Raw genomic sequence first — 24,867 nt, forward strand, 5'->3', positions numbered from 1 at the left:
GGGTTCAGTCCCTCCTCGGCGCTTCCGAAAAGCGTACGGCGCATTCGGAACTCGCCAATCGGTCTTTGACGGACTTGGGCGTGACGACCACATTGCCGTCGTACTCGCACTCCAGACCGGCCGCGACACTGCCCAAAATCGAAGCGATCGCCTCGTTGCCCTCGGAGGCGATCATGGCCAAGGCGGCGTAGGAGAGCAATGCATCGCCCGCACCGACGGCATCGACGACACGGTTGGCGAAGCTGTCGACCGAGATGATGGTGCGCGGGTCGTCGTCGGGACGGGTGCGATAGGTGATGATGCCGCGCTCGCCCAATTTGAGAATCAGGGTCTTGCATTCGGCCCGCGCGAACAGCTCCGTGGCCAGCGGACGCACCACCGAGTCCTGATCGCCCAAGGCGAAGCGAGCCTCGCGCTCGTTGGGCGTGATCAGGTCGAAATCCTTGAATTCGGTGATGTTGCCCCAGCGACTGGCCACCTGGCTGTCGGCCACGCGGAAGGCACCGTCGGGAATCGCGTCGATGAGTGCCTTGATCGTGTGTTTGTTGAAGATGCCGTGGCGGAAATCGCTGAACACCACCAGGTCGGCCTGCGTTTCGCGGAGTTGTTCCTGGAGCTGGCCGACGATCTTGTCCGAAATCGGCCGATTGTCCAACGTGTCCACCTTCAGCATGCGGTAGCCGTCGGCCACGAAGGCGTTCTTGTTGGTCGTGGGGCGCGTCCCGTCGATGACCGGCACCGTGTTGACACCGGCCGCCTCGAGATCCTTCAGCGCGTATTCGGCCAGCGGGTCTTCGCCGAGCACGGTCGAAAAGGTGACGTCCGCGCCGGCGGCCCGGAAGTGCTTGGCCACGACGCCGGCACCGCCGACGAAATCCGTCTTCTCTTCGAAGCGCACGCTGATCGTCGGGGTCTTGGTCATGCCGCCGATCATGGTGCACCGCGTAAAACTGTCGATGATCGTATCGCCGAGGATGTGGACCTTGATGCCCTTGAAGCGATCGATGGTCTCGGCCAGATCGCCGAAGGTGATGTCCTCGGCCTCCATCAGCACCATCAGTTTTTCGATGCCGATGTTGGGCGGTTCCGACTCGAAGATCCGCGACGAAGAATAGACGATGTCTCCTGGCGTGAATATCATTTCGCCGCCGTAGGTTTCCAGCGTGTCCATTTCCTCGCGCGTCTTGGGCGGGATGTTGCCCTTCACGTACTCGTAACCCTTGGCAAAGAAGTCCGGTTCCAGCCGTTTCAGGTTCTCGATCGGGGTCGGGTTGCGATCGATGACGACGTAGTCGACCATTTCGAAAGCCGACAGGTTGATGGCGCGCAGGTCTTCCGGGACGTAGGGCCGCAGATTGGCCTTGGTCACATGGTTGTCACAGGTGAGGCTGGCGATGAGGATGTCGGCCTTGCTCTTGGCGTAGAGCAGGTGGCGCACGTGCCCCGGGTGAACCACGTCGAAGGTGCCGTGGCACATGATCACCTTGTTCTCACGCGGCCGCGGTCCGATGATGGCGGCCAATTCGTCCAGCGTCTTGATTTTGCTCGAAAAAAATTCGTTGTTGTCGTTTTCCATCATGATTCGTCCTGCATGTACTGAAACCAGGTCTTGGTGGCGCCGGCGATGGTCTCCACGTCCCACAGCGGTGCATCGCGCCAGTAGTCGATGTTCTCGAGGATGCGGGCAACCCCTTCCTCGAAGCTCACTTTGGGTGCCCAATCCAAGTCACGGCGGATCTTGGAGATATCGGCCCAGGTGCATTCGGGTTCGCCTGGGCGTTTGGGGATCTGCACCCGTTCTCCCCCCAGAATGTCGGCCAGCCGGTTGACGCTCTGGGGGTTGCCGGCCCCCAGGTTGTAGATCTCGCCGGTACGCTCGGTTTGCGAGGCTGCATAAAAGGCGGCGGCCACATCGGTGACGTACAGGAAATCCCGGGATTGGGTGCCGTCACCGACAATGGTCAGCGGTTTGTTCGCCAGTTTCTGCCGTAGAAACACGCCGAACACCGCGCCGTAGGCGCCGGAGGTTCGGGAGCGGGTACCGTAGGCGTTGAAGATGCGAATCGAGTTCGCGGGCAACCCGTAGACCTCGTGCCAATGCAGAACGGCCTGTTCGCCTTGGAACTTGGAGAGCGCGTAGGGGTACTTCGTCTCGATCGGGTGGTCCTCGTCGGTGGGCACCGATGCCAGGCCGTAACAGGAGGACGAAGCCGCGTACACGAACTTGCGAACCCCCGCGGCTCGCGCACATTCGAGGACCCGAACCGTGCCCTGCACGTTGACCGACATGTACTCCGAAGGTCGCTCGATGGAGGGCACGATATCCCCGATGCCCGCGAAATGAAAGACGCGATCGGCGCCGGCGAAGATCGGGCTGTCGGGCGCCAAGGCCCGGATGTCGACTTCGTGAAAGGCAAGGTCCGGGTGGTCGCCGTGATGTTCCAGATTGGCGCGACGGCCCCCCACCAGGTTGTCGATCACGTGGACCCGAAACCCTTCCGCGAGAAGGAGATCCACCATGTGGCTGCCAATGAAACCGGCCCCGCCGGTTACGACCGCGAGCGGTTTCGCCATCAGCGTGCCCCTGTGTTCTTCATGGTCCGCACGTTGAAGTAGCGGTCGTCGTCGAAGCTGTCGGGGAGCTTGCCGTCGCGGAAGGCGCGACACAGGTCCACGACTGCATCCTCCACCGACAGGGTCGGTTCGAAGCCGAGCACCTTTTTCACCTTGTCCGAGTTGATGTGGTAGGAGCGGATGTCGTCGGTGGGCTCGGTCGCGATGGCGATCTCACCCTTTTCGGGGAATTCGCGTTCGACCACCTGCTTCACCGTTTGGGCGATGTCCATGATGCTCATGTTCTGATAGCCGCAATTGAAGACCTGATCGGCGATGACGTGGTCTTCGGCTTCCAGGAGGCGCGTGACCAGGTTCACGTAGTCCTGGATGTGCAGGTTGGGGCGCAGTTGGGAGCCGCCGAACACCCGGATCTGGTTCTTGTTGACCGCGTAGTTGGTCAGGATGTTGACCGAGACGTCGAGCCGCTGGCGAGGCCCGTAACCACAGACGGTGGCCGGCCGGAAGATGACGCCGACGAAATCCTCGTCGGTGTGTTTGGTGAGTAGCGGCTCGCACATCCCCTTGTATTTGTTGTAGAGGGTCAGGGGCACCAGCGGATGGTCCTCGGTGACGTCGGGTTCGTCGGACACGCCATAGACCGAACTGGTCGACGCGTAGACGAAGCGCTGGATGCCGGCCCGCTTGGCGGCGACGACCATCGGTTCGAAGGCGTCCAGGTTGACCGAGGTGGAGAGCGCCTCGTCGAGGACAAAGCTCGCATCGTTGGAGATACAGGCTAGATGAACGACGGCCTGGTGGCCGGCCATGGCCTCGGCCAGGGCGGCGGTATCGCGGATGTCGCCTTGAACGACGGTGAGGTTGGGGTGGTCTTTGGGAAGGTGGTCACAGCCGTAGTAGAGGATGTCGTAGACGGTGACGGTACAGCCCATTTCCAGCAGGCGAGGCACGAGCACACTGCCGCAGTACCCGGCCCCGCCGGTGACGAGGATCTTATCGAATCTCAATACTTTTCTCCGTATGCAAAGTACTCAAACGAATAGGTGTTACCCTGCTTTTGCGCGCATAATCCGGCAACTCAATCCAGATTGATTTGGTAACCCGCGGTGGTAGCGTCTTTGTAGAACATCTTAACGGTATCCAGGGAAAACTCATCAAGGTTTTTACCCTGTAGCGACAGCTTTTTCAAGAGGTTGGGCGTGACCGTGATGATGTCGCAACCGGCTGCATCCGCCTGGTAAATATTGAGTACCTCGCGCGGACTGGCCCAAAGCAGTTCTGCATGGGGAAATGCCGCGATCATGGCCGCCGCTTCTTCCATATAGGGGATCGGGTCGAGACCCGTATCGGCGATGCGGCCGGCAAACACCGACACGATGGCGTGCGTGTCGGGACAGAGTGCGGCCAACACATCGCGCACCTGGGCATGGGTGAACACGGCCGTGACGTTGACCTGGACGCCCTCGCGGGACAGGCGCTCGAGAATGGGGCCCGTGAACTGGCCCTTGGTATTGGTGACCGGAATCTTGACATTGACGTTCCCGCCCCAGGAAGCGATCACCTTGGCCTGGCGATACATCAGCTCTAGTTCGTCGGCAAAGACCTCGAAAGAAATGGGTTTGTCGGTGATGAACTCCAAGACGCGGCGTGCGAACGCCTCGTATTCGGTCACCCCGGCCGCGCGCATGAGCGTGGGGTTGGTGGTGAAACCCCGGATGAGCGGGTTGCCGTTGAGGGCGCGGATGTCGTCGAGATCGGCGCCGTCCGCGAACACTTTTATCTTCAAATCCGTTGAAGTCATGATTCACATCCTTGTGATAGCGCCTCGGGCCTTGGGGGCCTGAAGGCAGTCTGAAATTAGATTTCACATCCGTGTGAGGTTGCCTCGGGGCCTTCAGATGGCCCGGAAGCAGGTTGTCGGCTGGTTTCACATCCTTGTGACGTTGTCCCGATCCCTGGGTCTGCCAGCAGGCGGGTTGCGACCTCGTGCAATCCGGCCACAGGCTCGAAGGGTTTCTTGGGTGCGGGTTCCTTATATTGGTAATCGACAAAAAAGCAGCGACATCCAGCCTTTTGTCCCGCTTCGATGTCCTTCCAGCGATCGCCGACCATGAAAGAGCGCGTCAAATCGATGCCGTGCCGCCGCGCCGCTTCGTTCAACATGCCGGGTTTCGGCTTGCGACACAAGCAGTTATCGGCATCGGTGTGAAAGCAGGCCAAAATGTCGTCGAGGGGAACGAGGCCGCGTAATTTTTTGTGCATGGCCTCGACATTTTCGCGCGATTGTTTGCCGGTCGCCACATCGGGCTGGTTGGTCACGACCACCAAAAGGAAGCCGGCCCGCTTCAGGTCGCGGCAGGCCTGGGCCACGCCGTCGAGCAGTTCGAAGTCCACGACGCGGTCGGGCGGATAGGATTTGCCGCCGCGAACGAAGGCGCGATTGAGCACGCCATCGCGGTCGAGAAAGATGGCTCGGTTCATCGTGCGCCGCCGATCGCCGCGCTCACCATTTGGTCTCCCGGACCTGAAGCGCGGGATGGGAGACGAGGCAGTGCCAGACGACGGCCTGAAAGCCTTCCGCATGGGGCGTGACCCGATCGGGATGGACGGTGGGCACGATCACCACCACATCGCCCACCTGGCCGGTGTAGCCGCCATCGCGGCTAACGATGCCGAATATTTGTGCGCCGCGCGCCTTGGCCAGTTCCAGCGCGCGAATGATGTTGACGCTGACGTTTTTCTCGGCGTTGCCGCCGCCCACCGAGAGCACCAGAACCGCATCGCGATCGCCGAGTTTGCTGACTTCGAGCCAACCGGAAAACACCGTTTCCCAACCCTCGTCGTTGGTGCGCGCGGTCAGTTCCGAGACGTTGTCCATCGGGGCATAGGTCTCGATACCGCAAAGTTTGCGAAAGTCGTTGACGGCGTGGGCGCCGTTGGCCGCACTGCCGCCGACGCCGATGATGAAGAGCCGGCCGCCGTTTTCGCGAAGGGCGGCGAGGGCCACGGCCATGGTTTCGATCTTGTCGGTATCGATTTGGGCGCAGATTTGGGCGGCTTCACGAAAAAACGTTTGAGCGTGTGACATGGGGTTCCATCTCCGAGAGAGCGAAATAGCCAAAGATCGTCAACCGCACCGGTCTTTGACAGAAGCGGTTCGATGTTCGAGGTGTCGCGATGGATTCGCATCAATGAGGCCCAGACAGGCAGAACTTCGCATGTCGAACCCCTTGATAAAGGTTTGTACAAACCCGTTCCAAATCGTTGGTCACTTACCTCGGGACAATCTTCCAAACATCAAGTAGCCATGCACGGACCCGGGGCATCACTGATTGCATCAGAAGGCCGGACCAAGCTATTCTCGGAGTCTGTACAGGGGAACTTGAAGAGCCGTTAAGCCTTATTATACAACGACTAACACAGCTTTTTGAGCGGCAAATTTTGCCTAGTCCTTCAGGTACAGAACCACTCCTTCGCCGCCACTCCGCACATGATCAAGGAATCGATTCGGAAACCCGAAGCACTTTTTTCCAATCCATTTCGCCTAGGTGCCCGGCCCAATCTTTGAAGTCTGGATTTCTTGCAATACTCGACAGGGAATGAGGTAGACTTGGCGGAACCCGATACCCATAGGAACCGCCTTAGCGTCAAACAATTAGCCACGGTGTGCGTCATCACTCGACCGTCATCACTCGACAATGGTGGACGGCATGCCCCGATCTCTACGAACTAAACCTGGAGGAACGATGCAGGACAGAATCGAAAACCCGTCGGATTTCAAGGAACTGGAAGCGATCAGGCGTTTTTTCATCTACGGGAACAACGATTTTCGAGAGAAACTCCAGGTACTGGTCGCGGGACGATTCCCAGGCAGGTTTCACGGGTTTTTGACAAACGAGCGCCCGCCGAGCCGGCGCTGCCCCAGTTGCCAATTCAGTCTGCGCTACTGGGAAAACGTCGTCCCCCTGCTAGGAGAGGGAGACTGTGTCATGGTCACCCAACGCAATCCCCAAATCGAGGCCCGTTTGCACGAAAACAAGGTTCGGGTCGTGTTGCCGTTCAACCTCTGGTCCACCTATGTCACTTATGAGATGCCGACTTTTCTGCATTTCTGTACCACTTACCTCGACGGTTCCGGCACCGCACTCGATATCGGGGGTAACACCGGTCTCACCGGAGCCACCTTGGCTGGTTTTTGCGAACACGTGCACATCTTCGAAGCCAACCCCGAGATGAAACGGGTCATCGAAAATACCAACGTAGGCAAACCCAATGTTTCCATACATATGAATGCGGTCTCCAGACAATCGGGAACCGTTTCCATTTATCCGGTCGGGGTAAACAACACCAGCATGGTCGCCAAAAACAAGACCGACCCGGTCGAGGTTCCCTGCATCACCCTCGACGATTTCTGTCGTGACCACGACATCGCACCCAAAGCCATCAAAATCGATGTGGAAGGTGTCGACGGCGAAGTGATTCTGGGTGCGGCTCGCATCATCGAAGCCCACAAACCCTATCTTTTTCTGGAACACCCTCTGGTCAATGCGGGTGCCTATGAAACAGATCTGACCTGTGCGGAACAGGCCCTGGCGTTTCTTCGCGAACATTACGACCTTCTGGCCTATCCCACCATGGACATGCTGGTTCCCGCCGAAGCACTGGGATCGGATCTGGATGTGTTTCACACAGCATTCAAGGCTCTGCCGACCAATATCGCAGCCGTTCCCAAGACCAATTAGAACCGTTCTAGGTCCCCATCGATCCACCTGGGCAAGCTACGTTTCATCCCGACCGATACCCATGCAAGGTAATACCCCTGGCATAATCAGATGATTCAAATGGTCGGAATCGAGCCACGGCATCCTTATAACGTTTCACATCAGATTTGACTATTCGGAACAAGTCCTGGTCAACACTGTGTGACATAACTTTGGACATAAACGCATTGCGATCCATACCATAATGCTCATTGAAATGTTTGGGGTGAAGTGCCAGATGGATTAAAATCGCTTTTCTCTCCAACTCAACATCGGAATCATGAGAAGCATAACGATCGACTCCGTGAAACGAGAGCGGCCCATCCACAAAGGTAACCAACCTGTTCTTTTTGAAATCAAACCTTTCAACAGGCTTGATTCGCTCGTCCGTGTACCATCTACGAGAGTTGAGAGCGATGTCACACTCTGATTCAGGATTTTCGGTCGTCTGTATGCTCTGGAGGTTTGTTCCACTGATGACCTTGTTCCCCTCATTTAAATAGAAAAGGCAACTAACGGCCCAAAAAGGGTCGTGATCATAGTGAGTATGAACGCGGAGACCAATATCGGCATATTTTTCGGGTGCGTCCTCGAGCCAATACAAACTGTAGTAATAATTGGGTTCGTAGTCGGACCATCGGATCCTGAAAAAGCTCGAATAGTATTTCAAAATTTCCAAACCAATCGGTCTCAAAGTGTCATCGGCAAACCTTTTCCAGAACAACGCTCTTTCTTCGTTGTTCCTTATCCAAAACGGCTTCTTTGGCATGATCAAGGAACCATGTTCGTCGATTTCCTTTTCCGCCAGTCGCAACCTCAAGTCGTGTTGATGATGACCTTCGACCCCAAAGTGATCTATCGATGGCCAATGCATCAAGACCTCATTCAAATCCTTTTCCGCAAAAATGTCGTCCACCACCAAATACGGAAAAGGGAATGCTCCCTGAACGCTAGGAACGAGATCAAAACGCCTGTTTTCCACAATTCACCTCCAGTGCGGCTTCGGAATCACATCTCCCAACCGAAATCTTCGCGTTTGGGAGGTCACCAATCACGCTTGCCAATCGAAACGCGAGGACATTCTCTCCGGTATCAACTCCCACAGAATTGCCTGCTCCCGCGAATTGAAGACCTGGCGCCACTCTTCGGACTGCCCCGACCGGTAATGAGGCACTTCTTTCTTGTCCGGAATATCCGACGTGGTGACGCGATCACCCAAGTCGAAAAAGCGCATGACCTTGTTGATGGTCCCCGCTTCATCTCTCCGCAGTTCGTTGAAATCTAAAATCATGATGTCGAATCGAGGATCGTTATCGGCCACGTACAACCACTCCTGAATCCAGTGAATCAGTGTGATCACATGATTTCTGGCATGCCAGGCGACCTTTTCCTTCCATTCCAGTGAAGGATAGTTGTGGGGGAGGAATGGGTGGATCCAATTCCTCAAGGCGAACAGCTCTCCACTTAAGTTGTTTTCCAGGTGATGTAGATAGGACACGGTAGCCTGGCGTGGATCGCGAATATGCAGGAATATTTTCTTGACGCCGCAATCGGCCAGGGTGTCTAGATTCGCTGCGCTCGCGTCCAAATGCTGAACCGTTATCGCACCACCCCTGGCGAATTTTTTCATGTACGTGGGGAGAATGTAGTCGTTGGGAGAGCCCCGTAGCGTGGTAAAGAATTGGGGCATATGTAGCTGATCCTTGAATACTTTGGTAAAGAACCCGGTCCCGGATTTCAGGATCGTGTTGATGAAAATGGGAGGAATGCCCCGTGCAATGGCATCCTCCTGCTCTTTGTCCAGCTTTTCTCCAGGCATGATGCCTTGTTTGACGGCCTCGTCGTAATAGGAAGCCAGTAGCTGGTGGTCCATGGATTGGCGCAGGGCACAACCCGCGATATCGTCTTCTACATGAATGATCCCGCATTCCGTGGCCAACTTGCGCAATCGAGTGAAACCCGGTTCCAACTGCTTTTTCTGCACTAGAACTCGCGCACCCACGGCACGAATTCGACCTTCCTCGAAGGGCAGGGGATGCTCCGGCGCTCCATTCGGAAGGCACTGGGGTAGGTAGTGAATATTCTTTTGATGCCCATAGGCTGTGAGAAAGATATCGAGATCGAATACGCGATGGATCCCCAGGCCATCCAGCAACGCCAACACCTTTTGCAGCTCCGAGGTCGCGTGAAGCACGGCGACCTCTTCCGGCGCATCGGGGCAATTCTTGGGATGAATCACTTGCATATCGTCACAGGTCCCGGTCTTGAAGGTGTCGAAAAAGCCCTTGATTTGGAGGTCCGGCAAAGCCCGAACCAGACGCAAGATGTCACGACCTTTTGGACCCGCACCATAAATCCAAATGGGGCAAGCCGTTGGAAGATCGGTCAAATCAAGGACGTCTATGGGATTCAAGGCATCGATCATGATGAGGAGCTCCATTTCGCGGTGGGAAACCCACTTGATTTCAAAGGGGAAAACAAGGAATTGCGAGCCATAAGTTCAGAGACACAGATCGGAAATCACTGACGGGTCAATACCCACTCCCAGGTTTGTCGGGGGGTTCGGTACTTCCTACAACCCGATGACGAGGCATCGCATCCAGAAATGCCGCCAATCGAGGAATATGGTGGTAGGTGTCGAACCGGTGACGTTCGGCCTGCATGGTTTCGTGCATCCCATCCCAGTCGAGACGGTCGAAAATATGGGCCAAATTCGCAACCTCCGCCATGTTGAGCGGAATACAGCAGCCTTTGGGATACACTTCGTCCATGACCTTGATACTACGACTGATGAATACGGGAAGACCCGCGGCACCATAGGTCATCGAAGAGGTGGGCACGCCATTGGGAACGAAGAGAGAGAACAGATCGCGAATCATCGGATCTTTCACATCGCAGATCAGTTTGGCGAAAATGGCGGCCTCATCACCCACCAACCAGCCGCCATCGTATCGACTCATCTCGTGAACCAGCTTGTGCTGATCCCAGATGGCCGGCTCAATGTGAAAAAAAGCGCGTTCCTCATCGGTCAGCTCGTCACGAAAGGCAAATACCTTCGGATTGTCCGAATAGTAGTGGAAGTGGATGCCCTGTCGCAGTATCGAGCGAATGGAATTCCTGGTCTCGATGCGATTGGGCTCGAAAACCTCACCCAAAAAGGATGTGACGCCTACCAAATGACGTTGACCATCCTTACGCGACAATCGCTCCAACGGGCGTTTTGGAGGATGACTGAACCGATAGTGGCTGAGTATGGGACGGTCCTTGACCAAGGTGTTTCGAAGGTATTCGGCAATATGGTCCGATTTACTGGTCAAAGCGACCGCGTCGGCCTGGTCGAGCATGACTTTGTATAGAGAGAAGGCTTCGTCCTGGTTGTCCATGTTTTTACAAACCGGCTTGATGATGTCGTACATCCCCAGGACGACCGGTTGCACGGCCATGGCCGTCATGGCCGCGGCGCGTGCATAGGTGCGTGCGGCATTGTCGGTATCCCAGCCGACATTGACAAAAAAATCGTAATAAATCCAGAACATCCCCTTTTTCAAATGGGTCAAGATGTGCCACTGCTCGTGAGGGGTCACCAGGGCGTTCCGATAGATTGGACTGGTCTGATCCCACCCGGTTCGGCCGTGATTTTCCATCTTGTCGAAGAGCGAAATCACGAACACGTCGTAATCGCCATTGTCGAGCGCGGCAAAGGTTGGCTCGGCGGTAGCCAACAATTTGTTGCCCAACACGACCAATGGGTTCCGGGAAGCCTCGATCTCCGCGATGATGCGTTCGGCACGAGGCAGGCCGCGATCGGCAAACCAGTGAGCTTGAATCGCATGTTGGAGCTTGGTGATGCACACCGTCTGTTCCGAAGGAAGCACCTCGCGATAGTGGGCGGTCACCTTCGGTGTGTCCGTCGTGATCAAGAACGCATCCAGCGAATCCCCTCCAGCCAACAGATCTTCGACCGTAAGCACTTCTTGACCGTGATGCGTTTGACCGGCCTTGAAGTTGTCTCCCACGCGTACTTCATCGAACCGCTCCTGAAACCAATCCAGATGTTCCAAGACAAATTTGGTAGCCGGCGCCAGCCCAATCGTTCGAATCGGACGACCCGCTTTGGCTTCGATCAACTGCTTGCCTTTGGGTAGTTTGAACAACTGGCTCAAAATGGTGGCAGCGAGTTCGGAGGGCGGCGCATAGGGTTCGAGAACTTCATCGTGGAGGGTTTCCAACAGGGGAGAATTCGTACGACAGGACAAACCCATTTTTTTCGCCGCTCGATCCAACACGCCGGTGAAATGGGTTTGAAACCGTTTTTCCAATATCTCGGCCGCGTGGGTGACGGCAGTCGGTGCCGGGGTCGGCTCGACGAGATTCGGCCACAGCCCCGGTGATTCATCCGGTGTATCGAAATAGGGAATGTCGCACTCGTTGCACAAAGGTAGATTCTTCAAATCGCCATCCATGAATGTGTTCAAGATGTTCTGGAACGCCTCACCGGTTCGAATCGAAGCGATGTTCGTGCTCTTGATGTCGCCTATGAGCAAGTCACCATTTGGATCGAGACAACCGCATGCCGTGACGCGGCCATCGTGGTAGATGCCCGGACCGTTTTTCAAGACGCGGCAGAGACCTGGTTTTCTGGTGGAGATATCATAATAGGACAAAAGACGGTCTTGCTGATAGGCACCGGTTTCAATGGTGCCGCCAAAGTTGTGGGGAAGCTGAACGATGATTTGATGGGGAGGTTCGAAAATGCCAATCGAATTCAAATAGGCCCTGGTTTTGGCGATAAAAGCCGTGGGCGAGACCCTGTCCAGCAACTCCCTAGCGTAACAACCGTTGATGACCAGCGTCGTTTTCCGATCGGCCTCGGCGAGTTTCTCGGCCAGCAATTGCAAATTGCGGGTGACGTGTTCCCACTTGCCGCCGACATATACTTTTTCGTAAGTGTCTTTGTTGTAGCCCGCAAAAGAGAACTGAATGTTGTTCAGCCCTAGGTGGGCGAGGCGTTCGATACGGGCCGGTGTAAGGGGCGTTCCATTGGTGGAGACCATGACCCAAAAGCCTTCGGCTACCGCTCGCGCCAACATCTCCAAGATTTTTGGATGAAGAAAGGGCTCTCCCTGGGCGTTGCCAAATACAATTTTGCGAACCCCCGCTTCCTTGCACTCTTCGATAATGCGTTCGAAAAGAGCCAAATCCATGTTACCGACGTTGCTGTGCCAGGTCTGCCAACTGCACATCACACATTGGAGGTTGCAACGCTTGGACACCTGCAGATGCACTTCGCGGGGAAGGAAGTGACGCGCTTCCAACTCCCGCAACTGTTCGGCGTTGAACCTGTCGACCTCTTCGTCGGTTTTGGGCAGAGGTCGCCCGCGAAAGACAATTTCGGCATCTTCGAGGGATGACACACTCGGTCCGCTTGGAAACCCATCGATTTCGCCAGATCGATCGCCGGTTGAACTCATAGGGAGAACCTTTTCAAATGGTTTGGCCGAGAATCGCCGACGAGCACACGTCGCGATTCACGCCGAACAAATGCGGTAAAGGAGAAGGACCACTTTTCGAAATCCATGTGGATTTCCAATTTTGGAATACGCTTTTTCCATGTCTTGCCGCTTGAAAGCGCGAGTCGTCACCCAGGTACTTGATTGCGTTTGTTTCCAGTTGTTTTTGTTTTTCGCTACCAGAATTATAGCCGTTGAAACGCGACTTTTACAAGCGACAACCCTGAACGGGAGGGACCCGTCTTCCCTTCGGGACGAACAAGAGCCAATCGCCCTGCAGCCGCTCGAAGCAGCCTGATTTCGCGATCGATCGGTGAGGTTTGAGTCTCGGTGGTAAGGAATCCTTCCACCGCTCGTTGGAAGTTTTGTTCAATTCGGGGATTGGGTTAAACTGGGCCATCCACTTCAGGGAGAAACGACATGGTGGCAACCGAAACGGTGCTGTCGCTCGATTTGAGCGATACGCTCGAAATCGATACGGTCGTTCGCGACGCGTCCGGCTGTTTTTATTTTTCCGACGAACTCAACCACCGCATCTTGAAATTCGATGCAAAGGGTACGAGGCTCTGGGAAAAGGGTCAAAAGGGTAACGGTCCCGACGATTTTCACTACCCCATGGGCATGCTGATCGTCGGAGAACACCTGCTGGTTGCCGATTCCTGGAACCATCGCATCAAGGTCATGGACTTCGAAGGAGAGACCAAAGCCGTCTTTGGGCAGGCTGGCAGCGGAGCGGAACACTTGAGTGTGCCGACCTCCCTGATCAAGGGACCAGATGGCGATCTGTGGGTCCTCGAAGAGGATAACCAACGGATCTCCGTATACGACCTGGAAAAGGTAGCCAGGGCTCCACATGTCCCTGATGCGAAAAAAAGCTGCTTCGGTCCTCCCGACAGTATCTTTCCGAAACGCTTCACGACCGTTGGGGACAAACTTGCCATCGTCGACGCCCACGGGGTGTTTTTTGCCGATCGCGACACGGTTTCCTTTCGAAGGACCCTCGCCAATCCCTCCTTCGCTCGAATATTCGGGATTGACGGAAAAGGGGTGCTCATTGCGGATCTCGCAGACCTTTCCCTGGCGTTTTTGGATTGTTTCGAACGGAAAATAACCCCCGTTTGCGTCCTGCCTCGAGGAACTCGAGCCATTCTTTCCGAGGCGGATCAGGTGCTCGCCATCGGGGAAAAAGGTCTCATCGAATTGCCCTTGCCGTCATTGGGTTCGGCATTTCCTTCCAAGGCATCCTCATTATTGGTCGCGGGTCTGGATCACACCGAAAACATGAACCATGTCACTTCACTCTCCCACGCCGATTTCTTGGAACTGATCGTGACGCGCATGATTCAGGGGGCAACCCATGAAGACGTACGGCAAATGTTGACGTCTCGAAGTGACGAGGACATTCACTCTGGTGTTCAAGCCTGCTTGAAACAACAGATTCATGGCTGTTTCGACCACCTACGTGTCTTGAACGAATGTGATACCGGTTTTCGAATCGGCTACCTCACCGGCCAGGAAGACCGCGCCATCGACCACCACGGAACCAAATCATGGCCTAGCACCAGGCTCTTCTCGATTCGAGGATCAACTTTTTTCGAGAACGCCAGAGCCGGTCTGAACGGCTTTCAGCTCCGTTATCAAGCAGTTCGGAAACTCCTGCCTCTTCTGGAACACCTTTTTGGATCAGATTTCGCGCTTCGAATGGGTCGGAGCATCCTGGATATTTTGGTGGACGGGCTATTGGAAGTCGCCCGACGACGATTGAAACTCCTGGCCGAACTCACAGAACTACGAAGAGGCGCACAAGACCAGCTTGCATGGTCCCGGGCCGCCTCACTCGATATAGAGATCTTTTTATGGTATCGATTACAGCAGGAACTGGGACTTGCCGGCCAAAACATGATCGCCAACAACGCTCAACTTTCCAACTCCAAACAGTCTCAATTGTTTGCCGCGTTCCATGCCCAGAACGATATGGCCCAGTTCGACGCCCTGATCTCCTATCTGCTCGTCGAGCGAGGCGAGGCCATGCCCGCCGAATTGTTCGATGTTCGGAACCATCGCAATGCGCGGGCAGCCCTCGAAATCGCCAGTCCGTATCTGGAACGTTGCATTCTCGGGAAACAGATGATCGCCGCTCCTCCCACCAAAGTCGGCCAGACCGTGAAACGGAAGTTTTATTATGAATTTTTGGTCGACAAACACCTCGGGCTTTATCTTTGCCTGTATCGGACTGGGGAAAACCGGATTCGAAGAGGTTTCGGGAAAACAAAATTCCTCCCGTTCTTCGGCGTGTCCTATTGCTTTGGCAATCATTCGGCCTTGCAACGCATGATCTCCCAAATCCAGGAGACGCCCTACGATTCCATGCCCCAAGCGCAGGAATACCTCGGCCATTATCACTTCCTCATGGGCAATCTGGCCGATGCTGAAAAATCGTACAGCCAAGACGAATCCCCCTTTGCATTGATGGGAAGGACTCTCCTCTACGCGGAACGGAAAGAAGCGGAAAAGCTCCAGGATTGCCTCGAGCGAATACCTCAGCACGAACGAAGTCTCAGAGCGGCCTCAGCGTGGCTCTATCTCGGTGATTATGAACAATCACTGAAACAGGGAATGGAGGTGTGGCAAAACCGAAATCATGAACACCTTTTGGACAGCCCCTACAATCGAGCGGTGATCATTGAGCGAATCGTGTTGGCGATGCTTTGCCTCGATCGCACCGATGACGCCAAAGCGTGGATGAAGGAGAACCGAAGCGATTTCGCGAGCGACAACGAATTCGATTTCTGGAACGCCATATGTGAACGTTTCCAAAAAGGTGGAGATGGTGGATTGACCCTTCTTTCGAAAATTGACACTCACCAAATCGTGTCGTTTCACAAAGGGCTGACACTTCGATGCCGTGGTCATTACCAAGAGAGTTTGTTCGCTTTTGAGCGGGAGGACACTGTCTGGCCACATTGGCAGAATCAACTCCACGCAGCGCTTACCTATGGCCATATGGAGGAAGAAGAAAACCAGGAAAAGCTCTTGGCCTCGTTACCTCAGTATTGCTGGCTTCATTCCGCCAATCAAAAGGTCCGCAAAAAGGATCCGGCCTTTACCTCCACCTTTTCCGATGTCATTCGGGTGGAGCGACTCTTTCAACAGAGGCAAGAACTATCGGACGCAGACAGAGAAATATTGCTGCGAAACCATTTACCCATGTTCCACACACTCGTGCTGGATGAAGGGCGTTATTGCCAATAGTAGGAAGATGGGGCGCCGCGGCGCTTCGCGTGTCGCGAACATTTCCCGCAACGATGGTTCAAGCGTCGATCGCAGCCCCTGTTCCAGGCGGTTCGACAAGGCGCTATTCAGTTGACATCAAAGGATATCCGGCCCTATGATGAATGTGGTAACCAAACACGAATCTCATTCGCATCACATTCCATTTCCGTCTGGAACGAGCTCATTCGCCAATTGGCGAACCGAGGTCGCTCACCCGAATTAAGGTAGCTTATGCCTCCCAAAAAATCGATCCAAGGTGATGTACTGTTCTGGAGCAAACTGTATCTCGGGTTCTGTCGGGATTGTTTCAAAACCGGATCGATTCGGGCGGGAATCTTCATGTATTTCTCGTGGTTACGCCTTGCAGCCATGCGAGCCCGAAAAGAGACCGAAGAAAAGTCGGAAGAGCTATCGCCATTCACCTACACGATGCACTGAACCTCGACGAGGGCATATTTGAAAGTTCTGGGTGTTTCTTTTGATTATCACGATGCGGCCGCGGCCCTGGTCATCGACGGTCAAATCGTCGCAGCGGAAACAGAAGAGCGATTTTCACGTGTCAAGCACGATCCCGGCCTACCATCTTCCGCCATTGAATTTTGCCTATCCGAAGCCGGGTTGAAGCCGAACGATTTGGATCGAGTCGTCTTCTATGAAGATACCCGCAAAAAATTTGATCGAATCCTGAGTTTCGCCACGGCCAAGGATGCGGCCGCCTTGGACAAGGTCATGCGCGTCTGGGTGAATGGCGATAAGTTTTTCCCCGAACAACGACTCGCCCACTATCTGGATATCGATCCCAAAAAGGTGACCTCGGTCGATCACCACATGGCCCATGCAGCCTCCGCGTTTTTTTGCTCTCCCTTTCAGGAAGCGATCGTCGCGACTTTGGACGGGGTCGGCGAATATCATACAGCCTCCGTATGTCGTGCCTCCGACGGGAACATCACTCGCATCTTCGCCCAGGAGCTGCCTCACTCTTTGGGTCTGTTTTACAGCGCCTTCACCGCCTTCCTCGGGTTTCGAATCAACGAAGGTGAATACAAGGTCATGGGTATGGCCGGCTTCGGAAAACCGAATTACCTAGACGATATCCTTGCCATGTTCGAGCTCTCCCCCCGTTTTGGCTTCAGGCTCGACCAAAAGTGCTTCGATTTCGCACTCTCCGCGGAGGTTCCCTTCAACGGGGCATTCATCGAGAAGTTTGGGCCTGCACGAACACCGGAAAGCCCTTTCGATGTCAACGAAGATGGCGAAATTGGCACCTCCAGCCGCCACTACGCCAATATCGCGGCGAGTGTGCAAAGAGCCACCGAAATCATCATTCTCGACTTTGTGAAAAAAGCACTCCAAGACCAAAAAACAGAAAACCTGTGTATGGCCGGCGGAGTCGCGCTCAACTCACTGGCCAACGCACGAATCAAACAAGAACTCGGAGCGAACCTCTACGTTCAACCGGCGGCGGGAGATGCGGGAGGTGCGCTGGGTGCCGCGTATCTTGCGGAATCGCCAGCATTGCTGGCACGTCGATCTCCCATGACTTCCGCTTTACTGGGCCTGAGTTTCGAAGATTCACACATTCGCGACCGACTCCATGGCTCCATGAAACGCCGAGCCGTTCATTTCGAAACGGACGAGGCGCTCCTCGCGGTAGTGGTAGATCGACTGGCCACAGGACACGTCATCGGATGGTTTCAAGGCCGTGCGGAATGGGGTCCCCGAGCTTTGGGATGCCGCTCCATCCTGGCCAACCCCATGCTCCCCGACATGCAAGCCAAGGTCAATCGACTCATCAAGTTTCGCGAACCCTTTCGCCCTTTTGCCCCCTCCGTCATTGCCGACCGCGCCCACGAGTTCTTCGAGGTGGATCCGGAAATAGAGCCATGGGATCCCGAATTTTTCATGCTGAGTGTCGTCAAGGTATTGCCCCACAAGCGAGCGCTTCTTCCCGCGATCACCCACGTCGATGGCACCGCACGCATTCAAAGAGTCAGTAAAACGGTGAATCCGCTGTACTACGAATTGATTCATGCGTTTGGAGAACGTACGGGCGTCCCCGTGTTGCTGAACACCTCGTTCAACCTCCGGGGAGAGCCGATCGTCGGTTCTCCCGAAGATGCCGTCGCCACCTTCGGTTTCAGTGGTCTGGACTACCTCGTCATGGGTCGCACTATGATCGGCAAGTCGACTCCCAAGAAAGGTACGGCCCGATAGATCCTATTCGGAGCCGCTCAGGAGACGCACCGTCCCCCGATACCACGGTTTTCACCCTATCCCGTCATTACAGAACAGGATCTCCCAATAGGTGGTCGGGATAGATGCTGACGATTTTTCCTTCCAGGCCGGAAAACAGCGATAGATCTCGAGCGATCTCCCGCTGAAACGCTTTGGATGAAATCAGGACCTGATCGGGCTCAAAAGCTTCCATCTCATGCGGGGCCACAAGTGGCATACCGAAAAGATGGGCACACTCACCTGGATCTCGATCGGCAATGGCCACGATATTCGCCTTGAGAAGCATCGAGCGGCGCATGAGAAAGGAGGTGTGTTCGCCGGCACCATAGACGATCACCCGCGCTTCCTTTTCGATCCAATCCATTACCAACTTGTCGACGGTGCCGATCGGATCCCACTCAGGTTTTGACATTTCCGCTCGAGTGGCACAACCAATCGTCTCCGATGACAAAAGGTCGGCGACCTGCTTTTGCCCATGAGCGGATAACAGATCCAAAAACTTCGTCACGAGCCAAGTGCATTCGGTTTTTTCATAGTGATGTTTGATCTTCGAAATCAGCGGCTTCAACTCTCGTTCAATTCGGGATTCGGTTTGGTCGGTCAGCAGACGTACGACCTTGTTTTTATAAAACCATTCACGGTGGTATTTAAGGCAATCGATCACTTCCGCACTACTGTGGCTATACAGAAAGCGATTTGTGACATAGTCCGGTGTGCGCGGAAACGTGATATGAACATGATCCTGGTGATCATGGCTGAAATGCTCTCTTCCACGCAGCTCTTCCATCACAATCTCATAGGACGGAAAATATTCAATCGGTTCCCTTGGATGATTCTCTACAAATTGCTGTATCCCGATCCTGAGCAGGGCTTTATCGTGAAACGTGTGGACGTGGTAATCCATTTGACCAAGGATCTGCCGATGAACGCCTTGCTTCTTTCCGAATTTTTCCGGATTGAGCGATGGCCCCCAGTCATAGCGTTGTGGCGAAAGAGTGAGCACGAAATGGAAGGAGTCTGACACCAATTTTTTGAGGCATGAATAGATATGTTCCAGATCGGAAAGCACTTCGTCACAGGTCATGGCCTGAAACTCGTAATCGCCTCGTGCCATGCCATGAGCACAGCAAATGGGAATCCCAGTTTGTGTGTGGCTTAAATAGGTCGCAGAACCGAGGGTCACAATGACCACCGCTGCCTCGCGCAAGTGTTGTTTCGCGTATCGATCCATAACGCGCATATCGTGCAACAGAGCCGTTTTGTCGGACCGATTCACTTGCATGTTTTTGAAGTGTCGCATCGAAAAAAGTTTGGCCTGATCTTCAAACGCGTAAATGTCTCGTTCCGAGTAGTGTTTCAAGCCTACCCAGAACGACATCAGCTCGCTCAGCGTACGAGGAGAAAAATGTTGGTTTGAATCCCGATGGCTAAAACACGAGAATCCCAAGCGATTCAACACACCAGAAACGTGCAGTCCAAAACAGCTACCCATAGCGAATACATTCGTGTCGAATTTTTTAAATATAGGATTGTAGGGCAAAGAGAGATAATGGTCGTGGATACTCCCAACAGGCGCATCGACCAAGGGAGGATATTCGCTTGGATTCCAATCTGTTCGATCGAAAGACTCTCTTGTGCTCAAGGTCAGTCCCCAGGGAAGCTTCCCCAAATGCTCGGATTCGGTGACGTTGCGGTATTATAAAATGTGTATCTTCCTCGAAACAAGGATCGTTACCCCAATGCTCCGGCATTCCGACAGTTCGGGTTCAGTCAGAACCGATTGGCCACCAATCAAATTGCAGGGTCGAGCCCTCTCCATCTAGGACGAACGCGCTCGAAGCACATGGCGCCCCCATGCCGGGGAATTGGTCAAGCTTGCAGGGCATGCGGCACACGCCCAAACACCTTTATTTCCAACCCTGAAGATTATATAATCTTCGGATCAAACCGAGGCCCCGAGAAAGATGGACAGACTATGAACGCAACCTTTTTTGTCGTTGTCAGCAACACCAGGTCCGGCTCCACCTATTTAGCCACCACGCTGAACGAGCTGTCACAGGTAACTTGCGATTTCCAGGCGAATTGGTACCCGAAACCCCGGAAAATCGATGACTTTCGTCTTCCATTTTATCCAGGTTGCGATGTTTTGGAAATCCTGCGTACCTCACTGGAAGACTCAATAGCCAGGGGCACCAAACTGACGTTTAACGCCCAATCCATCCTCACCTCCACCGAGGCAGGGAAGATACTGGATGCCTTTTCGCAGAAAATAAACATCATCCAGTTAAGACGGAACTATTTAGATATTTATGCCTCTCGTTTCGGTCGAGGTACGGTCCACATTCTGAATCCCGATCGCGACAAGGCCAACGAAAGCAAATTGATACACTCAATCCAAAACATCCAGGCTCTTACCGAACAGGCAGATTTCGAGATGGACCCCCTCGACTCATACAAGGCGATCCTCCTTTTCTTCTGTGCCGATGCAGTGGGTCGCGGCCTACGCATAAAAGCCGATCGAGGCTACCAAATCCGATACGAGCGCATCTCGGAAGAAATCGGCGATATCGCGCGATTCTTGAAGGTGCCTTATCGCGGACCGGAAATTGAAAGCGCGACAAATCGACCGGTCGTCAAAAAACTCCCACCTCTGGATTTCGAATTGCTTCCAAACATTCAATTCGCCAGAGAGGTTGCCGCGGTGTTCGAGCGAGCCTATGACCGGCTGGAATCGACGGGAGAAAACCCCGTGAAACAGGTTGCTTGCAACGAGGAGGGGTACCTGAAGATCGCAATGGATCGCGAAATCCAGGATCGGCTTTCAAAAATTTGGCAATCCTTTTCATTGCCTCTCGGTTCGATACTCGAACCTGGCCTGAATCGAATCAAGAATATCGATATGAACGAGCGTATCAAAACACTCGGGCTGAACAACGACCTCTCCAAGTAACCGACAAAGACATGAAAAAACCGATCTATCTCATCTACCACATCCCAAAGACAGGCGGCGATTCAGTCATATCTTTTTTTCAATCCCATCTCGATGAGGATCGTGACTTCATCTTCTACTCTGCCAAAGGTTTGCAACGATTGAAAATGGCAGGCCGCCCAAGCCTGGAAGAACGCGAAGTCACAGATCTAAACAGGATCAAAGCGGTGATCGGGCACGAGGTCACTCACCGAACTGCTACCTTTTTCACAAATCGCGATTGCCGGTTTTCCACCATTCTACGGGAGCCGGTTGCCCGACTCACCTCGGAATTGAATTACGCGCTCACCCAAATCGCCAAGGGTCGCCATGATTTTTTCAGTCAGCTTCCCTGGGTAAGAGATAGGGAAGCATTCCACACGACACTGACCACCGAAGGGCGGTTACCCGAGTCGGATTTAAGGGCCTATGTAAACACCCTGAGACAAAGGCCAGGATGGCCCGACTTTCAGTGCTTTTGGCTGACAGTCTGCTTTCCAAGCTTGGCTGGCCATACCGCTGGCGATCATCCGTCCGAACGGGCCAAAGCCATTTTGGATCGTTTTTGGTTGGTGGGCACCACCAATCGAATCGAAAAATATGCGGCCATTCTCGGCAAGGCACTGGATCTTCCGAAATTCGAACATCATACGAACAAATCGACCAAATATGTGTCCCAAACCGAACTCAAGGCACACTTTAAAAACGAGATGCCCGCACACGACAGAATACTGTTTGATTATTTTGCACAACGTTTCGAGAAAGCAAGCATCAGGTTCCAATAAACCAAGCAATTTTCATTGCCTCTTCTCCGCTCGCTCTCTTATATGCAGTATACCCTCAAATTGTGGGCTTACTGGACCCTTGGCGTGGGAACAGAGAGGCATTTTAATTTGAGTGGATAGAGGTCCGATTGCTTTGCAAGTATTTTTAGTCTTGCAAGTTTTCAACTCGTAGGCTTGAACACATCACAATTTTCCTGTTCAATCGTTGATAATCTAAGATGCAGCCATCCAAAAAATTAGACAACGAAAACATCACAATCAGAATGTTTCTTTAATAATGCCTCTCATATTAATATTTCTTTGCCAACACAGGGCACAACAGGCACATTTCGCTTAAGACCAAGCACTCGGCGCGCTTGGTTTCAATGTTTTATTCCACAGGAGTATACAAGTGAAAAAAGTAGCATCCATGTTACTGGTCTTTTGTCTTTTCTCAATCGGACACGCTTTTGCAGGTTACGGCAAGGCGATCATTCCCCACATGTCGGCAAACACCGCAACTGACAGCATCAATCTTTATTGGATTTCCAATATCACGGAGCACGATATCAAAGTCACGATCACCTTCTACGATCAGGACGGTAACGCACTCACCAGCGGTGTTTCCTACACCAACTTCATCAACAGCAATGCCGATATCGCTGCTGGTAAAACAGGCCTCAGCACGGTAGATACTTCCACCTGGAAGTATGGTTATGGCGTCATCGAGTGGGAAAACAAGGGTAGCGACGAAGACGTCGTCGCTTTGGTCGCACATGGCTTCTTCGACGAAAAAGACGGCTCCTCCAATCCCCAAGGATTTTATGCCATCAGCATCAACGCCGGAATGCCCTTTTAAGGCAAAAGTAACACCGAATCATGACCTCCTTTCGAGGGTCATGACCATGCTCGAATCCGATACTTGGTCATTCGAAAACAGATGATCAAAGTATCAAATTGGGCGCAGGCGCCTTCCAAGGCCTGCGCCCATTGCTTTTTTGCCCGTCGAACATCGATTTGTAAACAGTCCTCCACCCCAATCTTCCGGCACTGAACCACTACTTCCGATACTGCGCCGCCTTCGCCTTCACCGCATCCTCGATCGTCATCATCGGTTCGCGATAGTAGGAGCGCATGCGGCGGTTGATCATGGCGATGTTTTTGGGACGCTCGAGGCCCAGATCGCTCAAGGAAATGGGCAGGACGCATTCGGCCGGATCCAGGGCCATCGCCTCCGCCAATCGGCAGGCGATGTCGTAGCGACTCCAGGCTTCATCGCCACAGACGTGGACCAGCCCGCGCGCATCGGCCACCTGCAGGGTGGCTACGATGCGGATCAGGTCTTCGCGCAGGAGGGGGCAGAAGATTTGGTCGGTGGCGGCTTTGACCTGCTTCCCGCAAGCGAACATGGTCGCCATTTCGTCCAAGATGCTGCCGTCTCCCTTTTCCAGCGAGTAGATCTTGCTGTAACGCAGTACCAGGCCCGCACCGCCCGTTCGCGCCAATATCTCGCGCTCGGTCTCCAGCTTCTGGTGACCGTAGTGAATGACCGGTTCGGGAATGTCTTCCTCGGTATAGTTGCCTTCCACTCCTGCAAAGACCGAATCGGACGAGGAAAATACCGGCCGAATGCCGGCGGTGATCAACTGATCTACCAACTGCAAGGTCCCCCGGACATTGATCTGATAGGACCGTTCCGGGTCACGCTCGCAACGGCCCACATTGGCCTCCGCCGCCACGATCACGGCGTCTTGGAACCGTTCCAGATCGGGAACAACGGCACTCAGGTTCGGCTCGGCCAAATCCAGGAAAGCCAGGTCGGGGGCAGGGTTCATACGCCGCGAGGTGCCGGCACACTTGACGTTCCATAGGCGGTATTGGCGTATCATGGCGCGGCCGACGAAACCGTCACCGCCGATTACGAGCGATGTGGGGACATCGATTTTGTTCGTCATGCGACTCTCCGGTAATCATGGGTCAATAAGCGTAATTTTCACATGGGCGAAGTCATTTTGCACGAGCTATCAAATATTATTATGTTCGTCTTTTTAACGAAACGCTCTCTAAAATGAATAACCTATCTATCACGCATCGCATTTTCCTAGAGCTGAGGCAATTCCAGCATTCATACCATGTCCACCAACATAAACCTAGCAATCATTACATCCCACCGAGTTACAACAACATACGGCATTCAAGCCATTCCTTACCTTGCTTCATTCAAGTCAACAAACTACATTACATCAGCCTCTCAACACTATCATCCACGGATAACTCACAAAAAAACAAAGGAGCTCCCCATGAAAACCTCAGCGTTAATCTTTGTAGTATTTTCTCTTTGTTCGACCTATCAGGTATTAGCTGGATCTGGAAAGGCAATCATCCCGAACTTTTCCGCTAACTCAGCCACAGACGGCAAGTGCGTGTATTACATGTCCAATATTACTCCACATGATTTAGAAGTAAGCATTACATTTTACGATCAAAATGGAACAGTTATCACCAGCGGAATAGTTTATACAAATTTCATTAACAGCAACACCGAAATTGCAGCCGGTAGTACCGGAGTAGTAGTTATCAATCCTACACCATGGAAGTATGGATATGCAGTTATCGAATGGAATAATAAAAGCACCGACGATGATGTTCTGGGCCTCGTTGCACATGGTTTCTTTGATCAGCAGGATGGCAGCGATAATGCTGAAGCTTACTACTCTATACCGATCAATTGCGGCGCAGCTTTTTAAGCAGGATGACGCTTTCACGTAACTCCTAGGCCCGCA

General features: G+C 53.7%; 19 protein-coding genes. 8 read left to right on the top strand and 11 right to left on the bottom strand.

Translation table 11 applies throughout. From position 1 onward, the window contains the following. Window positions 1–4: 4 nt before the first annotated feature. From J3U87_RS13550 to J3U87_RS13575, 6 genes are all read right to left on the bottom strand, one after another. The gene (locus tag J3U87_RS13550; protein ID WP_237383582.1) at window positions 5–1,579 is read right to left on the bottom strand and encodes a PfkB family carbohydrate kinase; all 1,575 of its coding nucleotides are present in this window, start codon (window positions 1,577–1,579) and stop codon (window positions 5–7) included. Next, the gene (locus J3U87_RS13555) at window positions 1,576–2,574 is read right to left on the bottom strand and encodes an NAD-dependent epimerase/dehydratase family protein (RefSeq protein WP_237383583.1); all 999 of its coding nucleotides are present in this window, start codon (window positions 2,572–2,574) and stop codon (window positions 1,576–1,578) included. The genes J3U87_RS13550 and J3U87_RS13555 overlap by 4 nt, the downstream gene beginning before the upstream one ends. Next, window positions 2,574–3,581 carry an NAD-dependent epimerase/dehydratase family protein gene (locus tag J3U87_RS13560; protein ID WP_237383584.1) on the bottom strand — a complete coding sequence of 336 codons (1,008 nt, stop codon included), beginning with the start codon at window positions 3,579–3,581 and terminating at the stop codon, window positions 2,574–2,576. The genes J3U87_RS13555 and J3U87_RS13560 overlap by 1 nt, the downstream gene beginning before the upstream one ends. A 71-nt stretch (window positions 3,582–3,652) precedes the next feature. Continuing rightward, window positions 3,653–4,375 carry a transaldolase gene (locus tag J3U87_RS13565; protein WP_237383585.1) on the bottom strand — a complete coding sequence of 241 codons (723 nt, stop codon included), beginning with the start codon at window positions 4,373–4,375 and terminating at the stop codon, window positions 3,653–3,655. Between the two features lie 56 nt (window positions 4,376–4,431). After that, window positions 4,432–5,055, bottom strand: coding sequence for a D-glycero-alpha-D-manno-heptose-1,7-bisphosphate 7-phosphatase (locus J3U87_RS13570; protein ID WP_237383586.1), 624 nt, complete (start codon window positions 5,053–5,055; stop codon window positions 4,432–4,434). A 22-nt stretch (window positions 5,056–5,077) separates the two neighbouring features. Beyond that, window positions 5,078–5,662, bottom strand: a complete 585-nt coding sequence (locus J3U87_RS13575; protein ID WP_237383587.1) for an SIS domain-containing protein — start codon at window positions 5,660–5,662, stop codon at window positions 5,078–5,080. Between the two features lie 658 nt (window positions 5,663–6,320). On the opposite strand from J3U87_RS13575, the gene J3U87_RS13580 reads away from it, so the two are divergent. Continuing rightward, on the top strand, window positions 6,321–7,316 hold the full coding sequence (locus J3U87_RS13580) for an FkbM family methyltransferase (RefSeq protein ID WP_237383588.1): 996 nt from the start codon (window positions 6,321–6,323) through the stop codon (window positions 7,314–7,316). A 43-nt stretch (window positions 7,317–7,359) separates the two neighbouring features. On the opposite strand, the gene J3U87_RS13585 is transcribed toward J3U87_RS13580, so the two are convergent. Both J3U87_RS13585 and J3U87_RS13590 read right to left on the bottom strand, forming a co-directional pair. After that, entirely contained in the window at window positions 7,360–8,316 is a 957-nt protein-coding gene (locus tag J3U87_RS13585) for a hypothetical protein (RefSeq protein WP_237383589.1), read from the bottom strand. Window positions 8,317–8,385: 69 nt separating this feature from the next. Then, window positions 8,386–9,528 carry a sulfotransferase domain-containing protein gene (locus tag J3U87_RS13590; protein WP_237383590.1) on the bottom strand — a complete coding sequence of 381 codons (1,143 nt, stop codon included), beginning with the start codon at window positions 9,526–9,528 and terminating at the stop codon, window positions 8,386–8,388. Between J3U87_RS13590 and J3U87_RS13595 the strand changes: the two genes are divergently transcribed. Then, on the top strand, window positions 9,520–9,861 hold the full coding sequence (locus J3U87_RS13595) for a hypothetical protein (protein ID WP_237383591.1): 342 nt from the start codon (window positions 9,520–9,522) through the stop codon (window positions 9,859–9,861). The two genes, J3U87_RS13590 and J3U87_RS13595, sit on opposite strands and share 9 nt — an antisense overlap. Before the next feature lie 4 nt (window positions 9,862–9,865). Here the strand turns inward: J3U87_RS13595 and J3U87_RS13600 are convergent, their stop codons facing one another. After that, window positions 9,866–12,748 (bottom strand): radical SAM protein, encoded by a 2,883-nt coding sequence (locus J3U87_RS13600; RefSeq protein ID WP_237383592.1) that lies wholly within the window; start codon window positions 12,746–12,748, stop codon window positions 9,866–9,868. A gap of 516 nt (window positions 12,749–13,264) precedes the next feature. On the opposite strand from J3U87_RS13600, the gene J3U87_RS13605 reads away from it, so the two are divergent. Together J3U87_RS13605 and J3U87_RS13610 are read left to right on the top strand one after the other, a co-directional pair. Then, window positions 13,265–16,096 carry an NHL repeat-containing protein gene (locus J3U87_RS13605; RefSeq protein WP_237383593.1) on the top strand — a complete coding sequence of 944 codons (2,832 nt, stop codon included), beginning with the start codon at window positions 13,265–13,267 and terminating at the stop codon, window positions 16,094–16,096. Window positions 16,097–16,573: 477 nt separating this feature from the next. Then, on the top strand, window positions 16,574–18,331 hold the full coding sequence (locus J3U87_RS13610; RefSeq protein WP_237383594.1) for a carbamoyltransferase family protein: 1,758 nt from the start codon (window positions 16,574–16,576) through the stop codon (window positions 18,329–18,331). A 67-nt stretch (window positions 18,332–18,398) separates the two neighbouring features. Here the strand turns inward: J3U87_RS13610 and J3U87_RS13615 are convergent, their stop codons facing one another. Continuing rightward, window positions 18,399–19,994 carry a GSCFA domain-containing protein gene (locus tag J3U87_RS13615; RefSeq protein WP_237383595.1) on the bottom strand — a complete coding sequence of 532 codons (1,596 nt, stop codon included), beginning with the start codon at window positions 19,992–19,994 and terminating at the stop codon, window positions 18,399–18,401. A gap of 333 nt (window positions 19,995–20,327) precedes the next feature. On the opposite strand from J3U87_RS13615, the gene J3U87_RS13620 reads away from it, so the two are divergent. From J3U87_RS13620 to J3U87_RS13630, 3 genes are all read left to right on the top strand, one after another. Next, window positions 20,328–21,302 carry a hypothetical protein gene (locus J3U87_RS13620; protein ID WP_237383596.1) on the top strand — a complete coding sequence of 325 codons (975 nt, stop codon included), beginning with the start codon at window positions 20,328–20,330 and terminating at the stop codon, window positions 21,300–21,302. Window positions 21,303–21,313: 11 nt separating this feature from the next. Beyond that, a complete protein-coding gene (locus J3U87_RS13625; protein WP_237383597.1) occupies window positions 21,314–22,105 on the top strand; it encodes a hypothetical protein in 792 nt (263 codons plus the stop codon). A 391-nt stretch (window positions 22,106–22,496) separates the two neighbouring features. After that, window positions 22,497–22,943, top strand: coding sequence for a hypothetical protein (locus tag J3U87_RS13630; protein ID WP_237383598.1), 447 nt, complete (start codon window positions 22,497–22,499; stop codon window positions 22,941–22,943). Between the two features lie 199 nt (window positions 22,944–23,142). Here the strand turns inward: J3U87_RS13630 and J3U87_RS13635 are convergent, their stop codons facing one another. Beyond that, complete coding sequence (locus J3U87_RS13635) at window positions 23,143–24,039, bottom strand: SDR family oxidoreductase (protein ID WP_237383599.1); 897 nt, start codon at window positions 24,037–24,039, stop codon at window positions 23,143–23,145. Between the two features lie 345 nt (window positions 24,040–24,384). On the opposite strand from J3U87_RS13635, the gene J3U87_RS13640 reads away from it, so the two are divergent. Next, window positions 24,385–24,831 (top strand): hypothetical protein, encoded by a 447-nt coding sequence (locus J3U87_RS13640; RefSeq protein ID WP_237383600.1) that lies wholly within the window; start codon window positions 24,385–24,387, stop codon window positions 24,829–24,831. The last annotated feature ends 36 nt before the right edge of the window (window positions 24,832–24,867 follow it).

It is taken from the genome of Sulfidibacter corallicola, from assembly GCF_017498545.1.
Taxonomy (GTDB): Bacteria; Acidobacteriota; Holophagae; order Acanthopleuribacterales; family Acanthopleuribacteraceae; genus Sulfidibacter; species Sulfidibacter corallicola.

Excerpts from the sequence above, each read along its gene's own strand:
- J3U87_RS13550 (WP_237383582.1), bottom strand. The coding sequence starts at position 1,579 with ATGATGGAAAACGACAACAACGAATTTTTTTCGAGCAAAATCAAGACG.
- J3U87_RS13555 (WP_237383583.1), bottom strand. The coding sequence starts at position 2,574 with ATGGCGAAACCGCTCGCGGTCGTAACCGGCGGGGCCGGTTTCATTGGC.
- J3U87_RS13565 (WP_237383585.1), bottom strand. The coding sequence starts at position 4,375 with ATGACTTCAACGGATTTGAAGATAAAAGTGTTCGCGGACGGCGCCGAT.
- J3U87_RS13570 (WP_237383586.1), bottom strand. The coding sequence starts at position 5,055 with ATGAACCGAGCCATCTTTCTCGACCGCGATGGCGTGCTCAATCGCGCC.
- J3U87_RS13575 (WP_237383587.1), bottom strand. The coding sequence starts at position 5,662 with ATGTCACACGCTCAAACGTTTTTTCGTGAAGCCGCCCAAATCTGCGCC.
- J3U87_RS13580 (WP_237383588.1), top strand. The coding sequence starts at position 6,321 with ATGCAGGACAGAATCGAAAACCCGTCGGATTTCAAGGAACTGGAAGCG.
- J3U87_RS13605 (WP_237383593.1), top strand. The coding sequence starts at position 13,265 with ATGGTGGCAACCGAAACGGTGCTGTCGCTCGATTTGAGCGATACGCTC.
- J3U87_RS13620 (WP_237383596.1), top strand. The coding sequence starts at position 20,328 with ATGAACGCAACCTTTTTTGTCGTTGTCAGCAACACCAGGTCCGGCTCC.
- J3U87_RS13625 (WP_237383597.1), top strand. The coding sequence starts at position 21,314 with ATGAAAAAACCGATCTATCTCATCTACCACATCCCAAAGACAGGCGGC.
- J3U87_RS13635 (WP_237383599.1), bottom strand. The coding sequence starts at position 24,039 with ATGACGAACAAAATCGATGTCCCCACATCGCTCGTAATCGGCGGTGAC.
- J3U87_RS13640 (WP_237383600.1), top strand. The coding sequence starts at position 24,385 with ATGAAAACCTCAGCGTTAATCTTTGTAGTATTTTCTCTTTGTTCGACC.